At 61.9% G+C, this 17071-nt stretch carries 13 protein-coding genes and 1 other RNA gene; 6 read left to right on the forward strand and 8 right to left on the reverse strand.

Annotation, left to right across the window (positions count from 1 at the left end; all coding sequences use genetic code 11):
- Positions 1–73 precede the first annotated feature (73 nt).
- Genes yfcE through PREDE_RS09950 form a run of 3 tightly spaced genes read right to left on the reverse strand, consistent with a single transcriptional unit; the run spans position 74 to position 1582 of the window.
- On the reverse strand, positions 74–622 hold the full coding sequence (gene yfcE / locus PREDE_RS09940; RefSeq protein WP_005847036.1) for a phosphodiesterase: 549 nt from the start codon (positions 620–622) through the stop codon (positions 74–76).
- A 7-nt stretch (positions 623–629) separates the two neighbouring features.
- Entirely contained in the window at positions 630–1355 is a 726-nt protein-coding gene (locus PREDE_RS09945) for a sigma-70 family RNA polymerase sigma factor (RefSeq protein WP_005847038.1), read from the reverse strand.
- Positions 1356–1381: 26 nt separating this feature from the next.
- Complete coding sequence (locus tag PREDE_RS09950; protein WP_044127051.1) at positions 1382–1582, reverse strand: hypothetical protein; 201 nt, start codon at positions 1580–1582, stop codon at positions 1382–1384.
- A gap of 126 nt (positions 1583–1708) precedes the next feature.
- Here PREDE_RS09950 and PREDE_RS09955 point away from each other — a divergent pair, with 126 nt between their 5' ends.
- Complete coding sequence (locus PREDE_RS09955; RefSeq protein WP_005847042.1) at positions 1709–1960, forward strand: hypothetical protein; 252 nt, start codon at positions 1709–1711, stop codon at positions 1958–1960.
- A gap of 38 nt (positions 1961–1998) precedes the next feature.
- Here the strand turns inward: PREDE_RS09955 and PREDE_RS09960 are convergent, their stop codons facing one another.
- On the reverse strand, positions 1999–4164 hold the full coding sequence (locus PREDE_RS09960; protein ID WP_005847044.1) for an alpha-galactosidase: 2166 nt from the start codon (positions 4162–4164) through the stop codon (positions 1999–2001).
- A gap of 774 nt (positions 4165–4938) precedes the next feature.
- Here PREDE_RS09960 and PREDE_RS09970 point away from each other — a divergent pair.
- From PREDE_RS09970 to ssrA, 4 genes are all read left to right on the forward strand, one after another.
- Positions 4939–6873, forward strand: a complete 1935-nt coding sequence (locus PREDE_RS09970; RefSeq protein WP_005847048.1) for a polysaccharide biosynthesis protein — start codon at positions 4939–4941, stop codon at positions 6871–6873.
- Positions 6874–6884: 11 nt separating this feature from the next.
- Positions 6885–8036 (forward strand): nucleotidyltransferase family protein, encoded by a 1152-nt coding sequence (locus tag PREDE_RS09975; protein ID WP_005847049.1) that lies wholly within the window; start codon positions 6885–6887, stop codon positions 8034–8036.
- Positions 8033–8731, forward strand: coding sequence for a PAQR family membrane homeostasis protein TrhA (gene trhA / locus PREDE_RS09980; RefSeq protein ID WP_005847050.1), 699 nt, complete (start codon positions 8033–8035; stop codon positions 8729–8731). The genes PREDE_RS09975 and trhA overlap by 4 nt, the downstream gene beginning before the upstream one ends.
- Positions 8732–8936: 205 nt before the next feature.
- Positions 8937–9335, forward strand: a transfer-messenger RNA (tmRNA) gene (ssrA, locus tag PREDE_RS13590).
- A gap of 159 nt (positions 9336–9494) precedes the next feature.
- Here the strand turns inward: ssrA and PREDE_RS09985 are convergent.
- Together PREDE_RS09985 and PREDE_RS09990 are read right to left on the reverse strand one after the other, a co-directional pair.
- Positions 9495–11735, reverse strand: a complete 2241-nt coding sequence (locus PREDE_RS09985) for a DUF6055 domain-containing protein (protein WP_005847052.1) — start codon at positions 11733–11735, stop codon at positions 9495–9497.
- Between the two features lie 110 nt (positions 11736–11845).
- Complete coding sequence (locus tag PREDE_RS09990) at positions 11846–12169, reverse strand: cupin domain-containing protein (protein WP_015310449.1); 324 nt, start codon at positions 12167–12169, stop codon at positions 11846–11848.
- A 192-nt stretch (positions 12170–12361) separates the two neighbouring features.
- Between PREDE_RS09990 and PREDE_RS09995 the strand changes: the two genes are divergently transcribed.
- On the forward strand, positions 12362–13591 hold the full coding sequence (locus PREDE_RS09995; RefSeq protein WP_005847055.1) for a uracil-xanthine permease family protein: 1230 nt from the start codon (positions 12362–12364) through the stop codon (positions 13589–13591).
- A 72-nt stretch (positions 13592–13663) separates the two neighbouring features.
- Here the strand turns inward: PREDE_RS09995 and pflA are convergent, their stop codons facing one another.
- Both pflA and pflB read right to left on the reverse strand, forming a co-directional pair.
- Complete coding sequence (gene pflA / locus PREDE_RS10000) at positions 13664–14440, reverse strand: pyruvate formate-lyase-activating protein (RefSeq protein WP_005847056.1); 777 nt, start codon at positions 14438–14440, stop codon at positions 13664–13666.
- Positions 14441–14749: 309 nt separating this feature from the next.
- Positions 14750–16996: a formate C-acetyltransferase gene (gene pflB, locus PREDE_RS10005; protein WP_005847057.1), complete on the reverse strand. Its 2247-nt coding sequence runs from the start codon at positions 16994–16996 to the stop codon at positions 14750–14752.
- Between the last annotated feature and the right edge of the window lie 75 nt (positions 16997–17071).

Below are 17071 nucleotides of genomic sequence, written 5' to 3' on the forward strand. Positions count from 1 at the left end.
GAAAGGAGGAAAAGGAAAGGATTGGGGACAGAACCCACGCAAGCAAAAGGCTTGCCGCGATTGCGGCAAGCCTTTATTGGTTGAGGTCGAGCGAGGCCAGCGGGTTGCCGTCGAGCGTGTACATGGTGACCACGCCGCCGTCCATCACGCCCAGCGTGGGCGGGTTGCCGCCCTTGGGAAAGGTGATGGAGCCGGTGTTGCAACAGGCAGGGCCGCCGTCGCCCCGCCGCAACTCCCACAGATGGGTGTGGCCCGAAACCACCAGGTCGAAGCGGCCGGGCGGCAATTGGGCCGGGCCGTAGACGTGGCCGTGGGTGAGCAGCACGCGCCGCCCCTCGTCCACGAGCAGCGCATAGTCGGCCATCATGGGGAAGCGGAGCAGCATCTGATCCACCTCGGAGTCGCAGTTGCCGCGCACGGCCACGATGTCGGCGGCCATGTCGTTGAGCAGGGCCGCCACGCCCTGGCCGTCGATGCCCTCGGGAATGCGGTTGCGCGGGCCGTAATTGATGACATCGCCCAGCAGGAGCAGCATGTCGCACCGCTGCGCGCGGTAGAAGTCGAGGGCGCGCTGCAGCCTTGGCAGCGACCCGTGGATGTCGGAAAGGAGCAGGTATTTCATGGGCGCGTCACTGCTTGAGGTAGTCGCGCAGCTCCGTGCTGCGCGTGAGGCGGCACACCCGGCGCACGGCCTTGTCGCGAATCTGGCGCACGCGCTCGCGCTTGAGCCCCATCTCCCGCCCTATCTCGGCCATGGTGAGGTGGGACGTGCCGAGGCCGTAGAAGCGTTCCACCACCTGCCGTTCGCGCGGCTCGAGGCGGGCCACGAGCTGTTGCAGCTCGGCCAGCAGGGTGCCCTGCTCGAGCTGCCGGTCGGGGTCGGGCGCGTCGGCGTCGGCAATGATGCGGCCCAGGCTCAGCTCCTGGCTGCCTCCCACGGGTGCGTCGATGGAGAGGGGGTGGCTGCGTTTCTTCTCCAGCCGCGTGTCGGCCACGTTGCGCGGCACGCGGTAGAGGCCTCCCTGCTGCTCCACGGCCTGCTCCATGGCCTGGCGAATATAGGGTGCGGCAAAGGCGACGAAGCGTTTGCCCTGCCGCCCGTCGAACCTGGCGGCGGCGCGAAGCATGCCGATGTTGCCCTCGCTGATGAGGTCTTCGGCGGGCAGTCCGCGGTCTTGATACTGGCGGGCCATCGCCACCACGAAGGTGAGGTTGGCCGAGACGAGCCGGTCGGTGGCCCGTTGGTCGCCGGCCTGTATGCGGTCGGCGAGCTGCCGCTCCTCCTCGTCGGTGAGGAGCCGCTGCTGGCCTATCTCGTCGAGATAGGTGTGGAGTGCGTTCTTGTCCTTGTCCATGATGTGTGGTTTGCGGGGGCGGGCGTTCAGGCCAGGCCCGATTCGAGCAGCAGCTCGGCCACCTCCTCGGGGGTGTTGAAGTCCATGCCGGCCCTCAAGTCTTCGTCGGTCAGCTCGCCCATGAGCTGCCGGGCCTGCCGCTCGGTGAGGCGGGGCTGGCCGTCGGGGCCGGTGGTCTGGAGCAGAAGCCGAAGTATGCGGCTGCGGTATTCGGTGATGTCGTCCATGTGTCGTGGGTTGATGTTTGCGGGGTAAAGGTACGCATAAAAAACGAAAACGCCCTGCTTTTTAAGCATCATTCACGTGCGGGCCTCGGTTTTTTTACTTACTTTTGCCGGCAAAAACCCCTACCCATGATTAGCAAGGACAGCATTGAACAGACCTACGCCTTTCTGCACCAGAAGTGGCGCGTCTATGCGCACTCGCCAAGTGCGCGGCAAAAGGACGAAATCGAGTATGCCATCAGCTCGTATGTAGAGCAGATGAACCCCGCGCTCTACGCCCTTCTGGCCGCAGGGCGGCCCGACTACCTGCTGGCCCACGCCACCTTTGCCGCCGACATGGCCGAAGCCGTGGAGCGGTTGGAGCGGATGGCGTTGGGATAGGTACAGCCGGAGCGGCCCCGACGGCCGGCCCCGTCGCCTCACTCGAGCAGCAACACGCGGCTGGCCCAGGCCGTGCCCGTGTCGTGGGTGTAGGGCATTTCGAGGCCGTGCTCCATGAGATAGGCGCCGCTGTACTGCCTCCCCTCGCACGCCAGAGGCTTGCGGCCCACGCGGTTCAGCTCGCGCACGGTGTACGTGCGCGCCGGGTCGAGGCCGGCCATGGGGATGCGCGGCAGGTGCTGGTTGACGAAGGTCTCCGTCTTCCACCAGTACCACACGGCCTTGTCCCTGGCCTCCGTGACATACATCAGCGAGGCCACGCCCTTGTTGTCGTAGGGGCTCTGCAGCCGATAGATGTCGCCCAGCTGCACGATGGGCCGTATCTGCTTGTACTCGCCAATGGCCTTGTGGCAGAGGTCGCGCTCCGCATCGGTCATGTTGCGGGGCTGTATCTCCATGCCCAGGCGGCCGCTCATGGCCACGTCAATGCGGTATTTGAGGGGGATGACGCGGGCCGTCTGGTGGTTGGGGGCGGCCGAGATGTGCGAAGCCATGGCCATGGCCGGGAAGAAATAGCTGGTGCCCCACTGCATGTAGACGCGCTGCAGGGCGTCGGTGTCGTCGCTTACCCAGAACTCGTCGAAGTAGGGCAGCACGCCCCAGTTGGCCCTGGCGCCGCCGCTGGCGCATGCCTGCATCACGAGGTCGGGGTATTTGGCGCGGATGCGCCGGAAGACGCGCTCCAGTCCGCGGTGGTAAGCGATGTTGAGGTGGCTCTGGTCGGCCATGGGCAGATACTGCGAACCGTGGTTCATCACCGGCATGTTGGCGTCCCACTTGATGTAGGCGATGTCGGGATGGGCCGTCATGAGCCGGTCGACGACGGAGAAGACGAAGTCCTGCACCTGCGGGTTGCCCAGGTCGAGCACCAGCTGCGTGCCGCCGCGTCCCGTCACGGCGTCGCGCCGCGGAGCCTTGACAACCCAGTCGGGATGCTTCTCGTAGAGCTCGCTGCGGGTGTTGGTCATCTCGGGTTCTATCCAGATACCGAACTTCACGCCGTGCCGGCGCGCGTCGCGCAACAGGCCTTCGATGCCCTCGGGCAGCTTCTCACGGTCCACCACCCAGTCGCCCAGCGCGGTGTCGTCGCGCTTGCGCGGATACTTTTGGCCGAACCATCCGTCGTCCATCACGAAGAGTTCGCCGCCCAGGTCGGCCAGGTCGGCCATCATCTGGTCCATGCCTTTCTGGTTCACATCCATGTAGACGCCCTCCCACGAGTTGAGCAGCACCATGCGTTCGCGGTCGCCGTGCATGAGCCGGTACCGGCGCCCCCACCTGTGGAAGTTGCGGCTCGCGCCCGAAAGGCCCTCGCGCGAGAAGGTGAGGGCCAGGCAGGGCGTGGCGAAGGTCTCGCCGCGGCGCAGGTGGTACTCGGAGTTTTGCTCGTCGATGCCGGCCATGAGGTAGTGGTAGTCGCTGTCGTCGGTGATGGCGCGGAGGCGGTAGTTGCCGCTGTAGCACAGGGCGGCGCCGATGACGCGGCCGCTGTTCTCGCGGGCCTTGCCGTCGAGCGAGAACATCAGCTCGGCGTGGGCGGTGGCCGAGTTGCGCACGCCGTCGCGGTTGGCCACCACGATTTCGCCGGGCCGCAGCGGCTCCTCGGCCACGCGCCCCTCGTTGCCCCACGAGCCGTAGAGGTGGCTCATCCACACGTCGCCGCGGCGGATGGGGAGCGTGGCCGAGGCAAAGCCGGTGAGCGTCACCGTGGCTTTCTCGCCATTGGTGATTTCGGCCCAGGCCTCAATCATGTCCACGTCGGCCAGCGCACGGTATTTCAGATCCACGCGCAGGTCGTACACCGGGTCCCTGAGCCGCACGGTGGTGAGGTCGCCCTGCTGCGACGTGCCGGTTACGACGAGCTGCGTGCTCAGGTTGCCGTCGGCGTGGCGGCAGGCCAGCGCGGCCGGGACCGGACAGTTGAGGCCGTAGGCCGGGTAGGCGTCCATGCGGCCGCCCCGCGGCACGGGCAGGGCCCGGCTCTCGGCGTCGCTGAGCCGCGAGCCGAAATAGACATACTCGGGTTGCCGTCCCTCGTCGGCACTGACCACCAGCGAGAGGTTGCGCGTGCAGATGTTCAGCCGGTCGGCATGGGCTGCCAGCGAACAAGTCACGGCGAGCGTAGTGAGAAGTTTGCAATACATATAGCGTTTAGGTTTAAAATGATTTGTCGTTGCGCGGCCCGCCGACGGGTGCTGCCGCTGCGGGCGCGGCCCGCGGGCGTTGCCTTCACGCCGCCATCGCCGCGCGTCTACGGTGCCATCGCACGCCCGTTACGGCGCAATCGCCAGGCCTTTGCGGTGCAATCGCGCGGCCTCAAGGCCGTCATCGCGCAGCCCCGGCGGCGGCAGGGCGTGCGTGCGGCTGGGGCAGGGGCAAGACTCTGCGGCCGCAAGGCCGACCCACAGCCGGGTCGTGACGGGGCCACCGAGGCGCGGGGCATGGTGCAAAGATAGCCTTTTTTTGTCGCACGGCCGCCCCGCGCGGCTTGTTTTTATGGCCCGGAGACCCTTTGCAAAACTTTTGCCACAACAAAAAACAAAGCCGGCCATCCATCACGGATAGCCGGCTCGTAAAGTCAGTACTTATTAATGTAAGAAATCTAATAAAATAATATATAAACATGAAACAAAAGACGGCCCTCGCGGGTGGCCTGATTTTCGACTCACAAAGGTAAGTAAACTGCCCGGGAAACGAATGTGTGGGCACACAAATTTACACCTTTTTAACGCGCATTCTTGCGGTGGCGGCCCCTGCTGTGCGGGCATCCGGAGGATGAAAGGCCGGAAAACGCAGATTTAACACTCCGCAATGGTCTTTATCCCGCAAAATGTAGTACCTTTGTCCCGCTTTGCACACACGGTTGCGCAGTGCATCCTGTCAGTAAAAAAGATTGTAAGACCATCGACTGAAAACACATGAGAATATTTCATAAAATAGCCAATTGGTACTTCACCAAGAACGCATTGCCCTACTGGACGGTGCTCGCCATCGACTGCCTCATCTGTTACCTCTCCGGAATCCTCGTGTTCTGGCTCTACTACCGCGGGGCCGTCACGCTGGGCAACATCGTTCTTCTGTCCAAGACCATCCTGATCTACATGTGCTTCAACCTCATCGGGTTCCGCGTGTTCCACACCTACAGCGGCGTCGTGCGCTACTCCTCGTTCGTCGACCTGCAGCGCGTGGCCTATGCCATGGCCCTGAGCTGCGCCATCGCCGAGGTAGCCCACTACGGGGTGTACTACCTTGACCTGCACTTCGTGAGACTGGAAGGGCGGCAGATTTTTCTGATGTACTTCATCGCTACCATCCTCATGTGGGCCGTTCGCATCATTGTAAAGACGCTCTACGACGTGGCCTTCAGCTCGGATCGAGGCGTTCGCACCATGGTCTACGGCGCGCGCGAGGGCGGCGTGGCCATGGCCAAGATGATGCGAAACATGAAGCCCTCGCCCTACCAGCTCAAGGGATTCATCACCCACGAACCCACGCTCAGGGGGCGCATCATCCTGGGAGTCAAGGTCTACGAGGCCGACGACGGGCTGCCCTCGCTGCTCAAAGCCATGAACATCCAAGCCGTGCTCGTGTCGCCGTTGCAGACGGAAAAGTTCCGCGAAGACCAGTCGCTGCAAGATGCTCTCATTGATGCAGGCATCCACATTTACATGATGCCCGAGTCGCAAGTGTGGCGTCCCGGCGACAAGATGGAGGCGGAACAGCTCAAGGAAATCAACATCGAGGACCTGCTGCCACGCGACCAAATCCAAGTGGACATGGACGCCATCGGCACCATGCTCAGCGGCACCCGCGTGATGATTACCGGCGCCGCGGGCAGCATCGGCTCGGAAATGGTGCGCCAGGTGGCCGTCTACAAGCCCGTACGGCTCATCCTCATCGACCAGGCCGAGACGCCGCAGCACGACATCCGCCTGATGATGGCCCACGAGCATCCCGACATTCCCTGCGAGACCATCGTGGCCAGCATCACCCAGCAGGAGCGCATGGAAGAGATATTCGCCCGCTTCCGTCCTGACTTCCTCTTCCACGCGGCCGCCTACAAGCACGTGCCCATGATGGAAGACAACCCCGGAGAGGCTATATATAATAATGTGTACGGCACGAAAGTCATTGCCGATCTCAGCGTGAAATACGGCGTGAGGAAGTTCGTCATGATTTCCACCGACAAGGCTGTGAACCCTACCAACGTGATGGGCTGCTCCAAACGCATCTGCGAAATCTACTGCCAGAGCCTCAGCCGGGCCATTGCCGGCGGCACCGTCAGCGACGGCGAGGGGCGCCAAGCCGCCACGCAGTTTGTCACCACACGCTTTGGCAACGTGCTGGGATCGAACGGTTCGGTCATCCCCCTCTTCGAGAAACAGATCAAAGCCGGCGGTCCCGTCACCGTCACCGACCCCAACATCATCCGCTTCTTCATGCTCATCCCCGAGGCCTGCAAGCTGGTGCTCGAGGCCGGCACTCACGGACAGGGCGGCCAAATCTTCGTGTTCGACATGGGACAGCCGGTAAAGATAGCCGACCTGGCCCGCCGCATGATACGCCTGAGCGGCGTGACGGGCGTGAAAATAGAATACACCGGGCTGCGCGCCGGCGAGAAACTCTACGAGGAAATGCTCGCCAACACGGAGGAGACGTTGCCCAGCTTCCACCCCAAAATACGCATCTCGAAAGTGCGCGAGTACGACTTGGCCGACGTGCAGCGGCAGATGGAGCGGCTCTTTGCCGTGGCCCACAACTTCGACGACATGAAGATTGTGCACACCATGAAACAGATAGTGCCCGAGTATCACCCCAACAACACGGTCTATTCCGTGCTCGACAAATCCTGAACACCCGCCCCGTGGAAGAGAAATACAAGCACTACCTGGCTTTCCTGCGGTTTGCCATCGACGAGGAGGCCCCCGTGCCGCCCTGCCTCGGGCAGATAGACTGGAACGATATGCTGAAGTTTTCACGCAAGCAGGGCATCGTGGGCGTGATGTATCACGGCTTGCGCCGCCTGCCCGCCGACCAGCCCGGCGGGCCCGACAAGTATGTGGCTGCCGCCTGGTTTGCAGCCGACGGGAAGAATGCCGCCAAGGCCCGACGGGCCGACCGCGACACGGCACTGCTCGTCAGCCGGCTCCACCACGAGGGCCACATCGAGGCATGCGTGCTCAAAGGGCAGGGCAACGCCCTGATGTATCCCGACCCACACATGCGGTCGCCGGGCGACGTGGACCTCTGGACCGACCAGGACACCCTCTCGCTGCTCTGCTTCGTCAAGACCAACGCCCCCCGCGCCGAGATAGGCTACCACCACGTGGACTTCTCGGGATTCACCCGAACGCCGGCCGAAATCCACTTCTTCCCCTCGTTCATGGGCAACCTGCTCCACGAATACCGGCTGCGATGCTACTTCAACCGCGTGCGGGCCGAGCAGTTTGCCCGGCGCGTGAGGCTGCCCGGCGCGGCGGGAAGCGTCCCCGTGCCCACCGACGACTTCAACCGCATCTTCCAACTGTCGCACATCATGCACCACTTCTTCTTCGAGGGTATAGGCCTGCGGCAGCTCATAGACTATTATTACCTGCTGCGCCGCGGCTTCACGTCTGAGGAGCAGCGGGCCGACGCGCAGCTGCTGCGCCATACAGGCATGCTCAAGTTCGGCCGCGGCGTGATGTGGCTGCTGCACGAGGTGCTGGGGCTGCCCGGCCGCTACATGCTCGTGGAGCCCAACGAGCGCGTGGGGCGGCTGTTGCTGCGCGAGGTGTTGCTGGCCGGAAACTTCGGCCATCACGACAAACGGTACAACTTCAAGGGCAAGTCGGTCTACACGCAGTACTTCATCGAGACCTGGCGCAACCTGCACTTCGCCCTCGAATTTCCCAGCGAAACCATCTGGGGGCGCCCCGTTTCGCGCTGGTGGCACATGGCCTACAAGGCTTATCTGAGGCGGCGCGTGGCCCGAAAAATCGCCAACGCCCGCACTCATCCCCACCGCCCGTCATGACCTCGCCCGATTCCCGCCACCGCCACACGCCCTCACGCCTGCGCGACCGGCTCTTCTTCAGCCACCGCGAGGAGCTGTGGAACGCCTGGAGCCACGCCGGAGGCATCGTCATGGGCGTGGCCGCGGGGGCGGTGTTCCTCCTGTGGTGCTTCCGTGTGCGCAACGGCTGGGCCACGGCCGGCGTGGCGCTCTACCTCTTTGGCATGCTCGGCTCCTACGCGGCAAGCACCCTTTACCACGCCCTCAGCGCGCGCAGCGTATGGAAGGAGCGGCTGCGACGCTGGGATCATGCCGCCATCTACTGGCACATCGCCGGCTCGTACTCGCCCATCACGCTCATCGCCCTGCGCCAGCAAGGCTGGTGGGGGTGGTCGCTCTTTGGCTTCGTGTGGCTGTGTGCAGCCGTGGGAACGGTGCTCTCGTTCCGTCGGCTCAAGGGCCACAGCAACGTGGAGACGCTCTGCTACGTGGGCATGGGGCTCAGCGTGCTGGTGGCTTTCAAGCCGCTCATGGCCGCCGTGAGTGCGGGAACAGTGGCATGGATCGTGGCCGAGGGCGTGGCCTACATCGCCGGGGCCCTGTTCTACACGCTCCACCGCCGCCGCTACATGCACACGGTGTTCCACTTCTTCGTGCTCCTCGGCTCCGTATGCCACCTCGTTGCCGTGTGGGATATCCTCATGCAATACCTCTGATCCCTCCTCCTCCCCTCCCCCGAAAACAAACCTCGGATGGTCGGCCGAAAATAAATTCGGCCGAAAACATGGCACTTTCAAAAAATAATGGTATCTTTGCCGCCGATAGCGGATTGTCCGCCGAGGCCCGCAACCCTGCGCCCCGCCCCCCGGCATCCGCCGCCGTCACCCGGCATCGACAGACGGGCATGACCCGAAAACGCTGGGGGCTGACTGGATTTGACAGCAGGATGAGACGGTATGTAAGCACGCGGAGGCTCGTTGGCTACCTCCTTAAACTGAGTGAACAACAATTTAATTGGCGAAAACAATTACGCTCTCGCTGCCTGATCGAAGCATAGTAGATCACTGGCTTTATCGCGTCACCAGGTGATGCGACGAGACATCGCTCCAAGGATGTGGTTCCGAATCCAAGGATTCAGCGGTGCAGGAAAATCGGAAATAGCGCGGGCAAGCCTCGTTGCCCGTGTGAAATTCAGAGGATAAGGTGCCGGTTGGTGGTCCAGGTCTTGCCGTCACACGAAAACAAAAGGCTGGAATAAGCGTGTAGAAAGCGTATGGTTTCCCTGTTTGGACGTGGGTTCGAATCCCACCAGCTCCACACTCGAGGGCTTTGGACAAGAGCCTGGGGAAGAAGATTGAGAAACGTCATTGCCGCAACTCCGAGGAGTTGCGGCAATGATTTGTTCTGGGCCAACCCTACACGGGCTCGCTTGCAGGGAGCGGCCATTCCTGACGGGAGCCCGTTTCGGCGGCGTATGGACTACCTGCGGCCGCGCGAAACGTACTTGCGGCCGTTCACAATATAGACTCCGGCCGGAAGCTGCTCCACGCTTTTCGCCGTGATGCGCTGGCCGCCCAGCGTGTAAATGTAGGGGGCAGGGGTGACGGGAACCGAGGCGGGCTTGCTGATGCCGGTGCTCACCTTCACCGATTTTTCCGCTCCCAGCGTCACATGGAAGACGAAAGTGGCCACCGCCTCCTTGTTGTGGTTGTCGCGGTAACGGAGGGCCTGCCGGATGGTGTACTTGTCGCCCAGGCGGCATGTGCCCGGTTTCTGACCGATGTTGAATGTCAGTGCATTGGCATTGAACTCGGAAAACACTCTGGCATTGCCGTCGTAGAACCCACAACGAAACCCATGAATGTCATACCAATGACCGTAGCCATTGGCCGTGGAGCCGGCATCGTTGAGCCTTCCATTGGGGTTGACCGCGTAGAACATGATTTTGCCGGCGGCCGGCCCGCCCTTGGCCCATGCGGTCATTCGACCGCCTATGTCGGCGGGAAGTAGCTGGAAAGCGGTGCCCAACGCCGCGGCGGCCTGACCTGAAAGCGTGACGGTGCAGCCGGAATAGTCGCCCGACGAGGCCGACGTGGCGGGGAAAGTCAGGTCGTAAGTGATGGTTGTGTTGCTGATTTCCCGGCCGTCGAGGGTCGGGTTGACGTAGACATTGGCCGCATCGCCGAGAGTTGTGCCGTCGATGGAGAAGCGATAGGGCCACTGATCGTCGTCGGCGGGCTCGTCGTTCCACTGATGCTGGTAGTAAACAGTGGGTGCCGGAACGACGACAAACCAGAGTTTGGCCGTGTTGTCGGGTACGGTCATGGTTGCTTCTTCGGTCGATTCCTTTTTGCCTGTGCATACGACGTTGTCCTGCTGGAAGTATTTCCGGGTGCCGTCTTTCAGCAAAGCCACAAAGCCGAGCCGGAATCCGCGGAACCGGGGATTGACTTTGTTGTTGTAATGGCGTTCTCCGGCCGGCAGCGTTGCATAGTCGTTGATGCCCTTCATGTACTGTCCGGGGTCGCTTTCGGCCAGCGGACTTCCGGCGGGCAACGCTGTGAAACGCACCGTAACGGGCGTGCCGGCCTCGGGAACTTCCAGGGGAATCACGTTGAATCCCGTGGATTGCGGACAGCTGCGCATGGCCACCTGATAGCTTCCGTCGCCCGCAAGGGCGCAGTTGTACTGGAAATCGCCTATATATTTGTCGCGGTAGGGGCTGCAAGCATCGAAGTCCCAGGTGACGCAGCGCAGGGCATAGTCGAAGTACAGCTTGTACAAATCGGCCGACTTGAGCTTTTTCAGGGCCATGAGCGACTGGTTGAAGTCCACCGCCCCGTTCATAGGCTGATTCCAAACATCGGCTACTGTTCTGATGTCGTTGTAGTGCTGGCAGAGATAAAAGAGGAACCAATAGCTCTGGTAGCGGTGTATCTCATGCGTGAAGGCCAGCGTGTGGGTGCTGCGGAAGGCGTTGATGCTCTCGTCGAACATGCTCGCCGGATAGCATTGGCAGGCCTGCCACTGTGCGGTTTGCTCCCATATCGTCGCGCCTTTTCCCACGGGCAGGTGGAAGCCTGTCCCTATCGTGGAGGAGGAAACGGGGTTGTTGCCGGAGGCGTCAGCGTAGCACATGTAGTGAAAAGCATGCCCAACCTCGTGCGCCACCGAGAAGCCCACAGGCTTGCAAGTGGCCGGATTGAGCCACAAAGCGTTCACTACAAAGTCGTATCCCGCGCCAAAGCATGTCCAATCCCTGGTATGACAGAGGCACACGATGGTCTTATACTTGTTCAAACTAGTGGTCGCAGGGTTCACAAAACCCAGCTTGTTGTAGTAGAGATTGTAGAATTGCTGGCACTTATTAAGCAGGTCTTCGAGATCGACATAGAAGAAATCGTCTTTCCTCAAGTCGGACGGCTTGGTGTCTCCATAGCCTTTATCCCAGTAGATAATGATGTCGTCGTTCTCGATGGAACGCGACTTCGACCAAGTGTACTCGTTTCTTGGATCCTGTTCTGCATACAGTTTGTTGGCACCTTGGTTGCGCCATTCCAAGGGAATGTAGATGGATTTCTGGGCCTTGCCGGGGTTTGCCGCGGCGGAGGCAGAGCTTGTTGGGGAGGCGGCACGGGTTGTTGGGGCGGCCCAAACGCCGGCAGACGTGCCAAACAACAGAATGAACAAAAGGGCAATTAGTAGATTTCGCTTCATCATGGTTTATTTTAAGTGATGGGGCAAAGGTAACGAATTATTCCGTATGGCAGCCCATTCCCGCAGGTTTTTTCCCGCCATGACGTAAAAATACACCCAAAAGCCCCCGCCGCTTACCCGCGAATCATCGTAATCATCATCTTGAACCGGCGGCCGGCATGCACCGAATGGGGCGCGCCCGAGGGAATGACGAAGCACCGGCCGGCCGTCACCACATGCCTCACACCGCTCACGGTGAGCTCCATCTCGCCGTCGAGCACCTGCAACAAGGCATCGAACGGCGCCGTGTGCTCGCTCAACCCCTGACCGGCATCGAACGAAAACAGGGTGACCGAACCGGCATCGTTGTGCACAAGTTCCTTGCTTACTACGCCGTCCTCGGCATAATCCACCAACTCACCGGCCTGAAACGTCTGGCCTTTCTCGAATTTTTTCATGATTGCATCTCTTTGATTAAACATGTTTTGCTACCGTTCGCCCTGCAAACACCGTGCCCGGGGCCAATCACAGACGCATCGGGCACAAATGTGACGGGCGTCTTGCCCATCTCGCAAATTCTTTTTACCTTTGCGCGGCAATGGCAAAGCCTTGACCTCTATTTACCCAACACATTCCATTTTCACCATCCCATGGACAACGCAACCCTCTCTCCGGCCAAGAAAACGATACTGGGCGTCCAGTTTCTGTTCATCGCTTTCGGCTCCACCGTGCTTGTACCGCTGCTCGTCGGCCTCGATCCGGCCACGTCGTTAATGACTGCCGGCATCGGCACTTTCATCTTCCACTTCGTCACCAAAGGGCGCGTACCCATCTTTTTGGGCAGCAGCTTCGCCTTCATCGCCCCCATCATTGCGGCCAGCAAGCAGTGGGGCATGCCCGGCACACTGGCCGGCATCATCGGCGTTTCGCTGGTCTATTTTGTCATGTCGGCCCTCATCCGGTGGCAGGGCAAGTGTCTGCTCGACCGCCTCTTCCCGCCGGTGGTCATCGGTCCGGTCATCATTCTCATCGGCTTGTCGCTCTCCACGGCGGCCGTCGACATGGCCAAGACCCACTGGCTGCTGGCTTTTGTGGCCCTCGCCACGGCCGTGCTGGTGCTCTCGCTGGCCCGCGGACTCCTCAAGTTGGTGCCCGTCATCTGCGGCATCATCGTGGGCTACGTGGCGGCTCTGGCCATGGGACTGGTCGACCTCACGGCCGTAGAGGCCGCCCCCTGGTTCGCCTTGCCGCCCTCGATTGTCCACTTCCACCTGCCCGAGTTCGCGTGGGAGCCGTTCCTCTACATGATTCCCGTGGCCATTGCCCCGGTGATTGAGCACATCGGCGACGTGTATGTGGTGAGCGCCGTGGCCCACAAGGACTTCGTGGCCAACCCCGGACTGCACCGCACCATGCTGGGCGACGGGCTCGCCTGCCTGGCAGCCAGCTTCCTCGGAGGGCCTCCTGTGACCACCTACTCCGAGGTAACGGGGGCCATGAGCATCACGAAGGTGACCAGTCCGCAGGTCATCCGCATCTCGGCGGCCACGGCCATTGTGTTCTCGGTCATCGGCAAACTGTCGGCGTTGCTCCAGAGCATTCCCTCCGCCGTGCTGGGCGGCATCATGCTGCTGCTCTTCGGAACCATCGCCACCGTGGGCATCCAGAACCTCATTCACCACCATGTGAAGATGGGCGAAACGCGCAATATGATTATCGTCTCCGTGACCTTGACGCTGGGCATCGGCGGCGCCGTGCTCAGCTGGGGCAGCTTTGCCATCAGCGGCATCGGCCTGAGCGCGCTGGCCGGCGTGGTGCTCAACCTCTGTCTGCCCCACGACAAAAAGGCGGACAAGGAGAAATCCTCGCCCGCCCAATAGGCGCCGGCTATGGCTGCGGCCGCCACGGACGCGCCGGCCGCAACCCGTTTCTTCAACCCGCTGCGGGCCGAGCTACTCTCCCGACCGCAGGATGCGCGTGGCATTTTCCACGCGTTCCGGCGTGGGCGAGCCGACGCCCCGGAGCGGATAGTCCATTCCCAGCTTCTCATATTTATATACACCGAGCGTGTGATAGGGCAGCACCTCGATGCGCTCCACGTTGTTGAGCGTGCCGATGAAGCGTGCCAGCTCGTGGAGCAGCGCGTCGTCGTCGGTGACGCCGGGCACGAGCACGTGGCGTATCCACACGGGCTTGCCCGTGTCCGACAGGTAGCGGGCGCAATCCAGAATGTTGCGATTGGTGTGGCCGGTGAGCCGCCGGTGGCCGTCGTTGCGGATATGCTTGAGGTCGAGCAGCACGGTGTCGGTGTGTCGCATCAGTTCTTCAAACTTCGAGAACCACGGCTCGCGCCGCGTGAAGGGCTGCGCCGAGGTGTCGAGACAGGTGTTGATGCCGCGCTTGTGGGCCTTGGCGAAGAGCTCGATGAGGAAATCCATCTGCATCAGAGCCTCTCCCCCGCTCACGGTGATGCCGCCCTCGCGGCCCCAGTAGGCGCGGAAACGTTCGGCGCGGTCGAGCAGCTGGTCGGCCGTCATGCGCTGCGCGCCCTCCGTCGACCAGCTGTCCGGGTTGTGGCAGAACTGGCAACGCATGGGGCAGCCCTTGAGAAAGATGATGAAGCGCACGCCCGGCCCGTCGACGGAGCCGAAAGATTCGATGGAGTGGACAAGGCCCTCGTCACTGCCGCCGGGGGCAGAAGTGGAGAGCGTGTCTTGGGTATTCATCATGTTTTTGTTCCTTTCATTATATGGTTTGCACCTTTCAGGGTGCCCTTGGTTTCCTCCTTTTTCACATTTTCCTCCGTCCGCAGCGTTTCCTTTCTCCCTGTATCACAGACAAGGAAGCAGGCGGAGGGAGGGGAAAGAAAGGGGCCCCGCCTCGTGCCACAGCACAGGACGAGGCCCCTTTTGTGGATATTCGTGCAGCGGCACACCCCGCGGGTGTCTGCCACTCAGCGGCATGCCCCCGCCATTTCAGCGCGCAGGCGGACACGCATGGGGCGTGTGCCTACACCAGCGAAAGGGGGATCCAGGGGGTTACAGCCGCTCGTGCGCCTGCCGAGCAATCACATCCTCCTGCTGTTCGCGCGTCAGGTCGATGAACTTCACGGCGTAGCCGCTCACGCGGATGGTGAAGTTCTGGTACTCTTCCTTCTCGGGATGCTCCATGGCGTCGCGTAGCTTGTCCACGCCGAAGACGTTGACGTTGAGGTGATGTGCGCCCTGACCGAAGTAGCCGTCCATGACATGCACCAGCGTCGAGGCGCGCTCCGCGTCGTCGTGGCCCAGTGCCGAGGGGCTGATGGTCTGTGTATTGGAGATGCCGTCGAGAGCATACTCGTAGGGCAGCTTGGCCACCGAGTTGAGCGAAGCCAGCAGTCCGGCCTTCTCTGCGCCGTAGCTGGGGTTGGCTCCCGGGGCGAGCGGCGTGCCGGCCTTGCGTCCGTCGGGCATGTTGGAGGTGTACTTGCCGTAGACCACGTTGGAAGTGATGGTCAGGATAGACGTGGTGGGCTCGGAGTTGCGGTAGGTGTGGTGCTTCTTTATCATAGTGATAAAGGTCTTGAGCAGCCACACGGCAATCTCGTCGGCCCGCTCGTCGTCGTTGCCGTAGCGGGGGAAGTCGCCCTCGGTCTTGAACTCCAGCGGGAAGCCCGTCTCGTCGCGGATGATGTTGACGCGGGCATACTTGATGGCCGAGATCGAGTCGACCACATGCGAGAAGCCGGCGATGCCGGTGGCAAAGGTGCGTCGCACGTCGGTGTCGATGAGGGCCATCTCGGCCGACTCATAGAAATACTTGTCGTGCATGTAGTGTATCAGGTTGAGCGTCTTCACGTAGACGGCGGCCAGCCACTCCATCATGTCCATGAAACGGGGCATGAACTCGTCGTAGGTCACCACGTCGCCCTCGATGGGGCGCAGGGCCGGGCCGCACTGCTCGCGGCTCTTCGAGTCGACGCCGCCCGAGATGGCGTAGGTGAGACACTTGGCCAAGTTGGCGCGTGCGCCGAAGAACTGCATCTCCTTGCCCGTCTGCGTGGCCGAGACGCAGCAGCAGATCGAATAGTCGTCACCCCACACAGGCCGCATCACCTCGTCGTTTTCGTATTGGATGGAACTGGTCTTCACCGAGATCCAGGCGGCGTAACGCTTGAACGCCTCCGGCAGACGCGGGCTGTAGAGCACCGTGAGGTTGGGTTCGGGCGAGGGGCCCATGTTGATGAGGGTGTGGAGGAAACGGAAGTCGCTCTTGGTCACCATCGAGCGGCCGTCCATGCCCATGCCGGCCACTTCGAGCGTGGCCCACACGGGGTCGCCCGAGAAAAGCTGGTTGTACGACGGGATGCGGGCGAACTTCACCATGCGGAACTTCATCACCAGATGGTCGATAAGCTCCTGCACGTCCTGCTCGGTGAGGGTGCCTTCGGCCAGGTCGCGCTCGAAGTAGATGTCGAGGAAGGTCGACACGCGGCCCACCGACATGGCGGCTCCGTTCTGTGTCTTCACTGCGCCGAGGTAGCCGAAGTAGAGCCACTGCACCGCCTCGCGGCCGTTGCTGGCGGGCTGCGAGATGTCGAAACCGTAGGCGGCGGCCATCTCCTTGAGCTGTCCGAGGGCGCGAATCTGCATCGACACCTCCTCGCGCAGGCGTATCACGTCGTCCACCATCTCGCGGTCGCCGATGTTGTCAAGGTCGCGCTTCTTCTCTTCGATGAGGAAATCCACGCCGTAGAGGGCCACGCGGCGGTAGTCGCCCACGATGCGACCGCGGCCGTAAGTGTCGGGCAGGCCCGTGAGGATGTGGTTGTGGCGCACGCGTTTCATCTCGCTCGTGTAGGCGTCGAACACCCCGTCGTTGTGGGTCTTGCTATACTTGGTGAAGATTTCGTGGAGTTTCTCGGACGGCGTGTAGCCGTAAGTGGTGCAGGCCTGTTCGGCCATCTTGATGCCGCCGTAGGGCATGAAAGCCCGCTTGAGCGGCTTGTCGGTCTGCAGGCCCACCACTTTCTCCAGCTCGCGGGTGCCCTCGCCGATGTAGCCGGGCTTGTAGGCCGTGAGCGACGACACCACCTCGGTCTCCATGTCGAGCACGCCACCCTTGGCGCGCTCCTGCCGCTGCAGCTCCCTGAGCATGCCCCAGAGCGTGTCGGTAGCCTGGGTAGGCCCTGCCAGGAAGGCCTCGTCGCCCTCGTAGCTGGTGTAGTTGTTCTGGATGAAATCGCGCAGATTGACCTCAGACTGCCACTTGTTTCCTTTGAAACCTCTCCATTCTGTTCTCATAATTGTCGTTGTTTAATGAATAATTGACGGTGCCTTGCGGCACCTTTCATCCGGCGTTGCGATGAACGGGAGTGC

The organism is Prevotella dentalis DSM 3688 (genome assembly GCF_000242335.1).
Taxonomy (GTDB): Bacteria; Bacteroidota; Bacteroidia; order Bacteroidales; family Bacteroidaceae; genus Prevotella; species Prevotella seregens.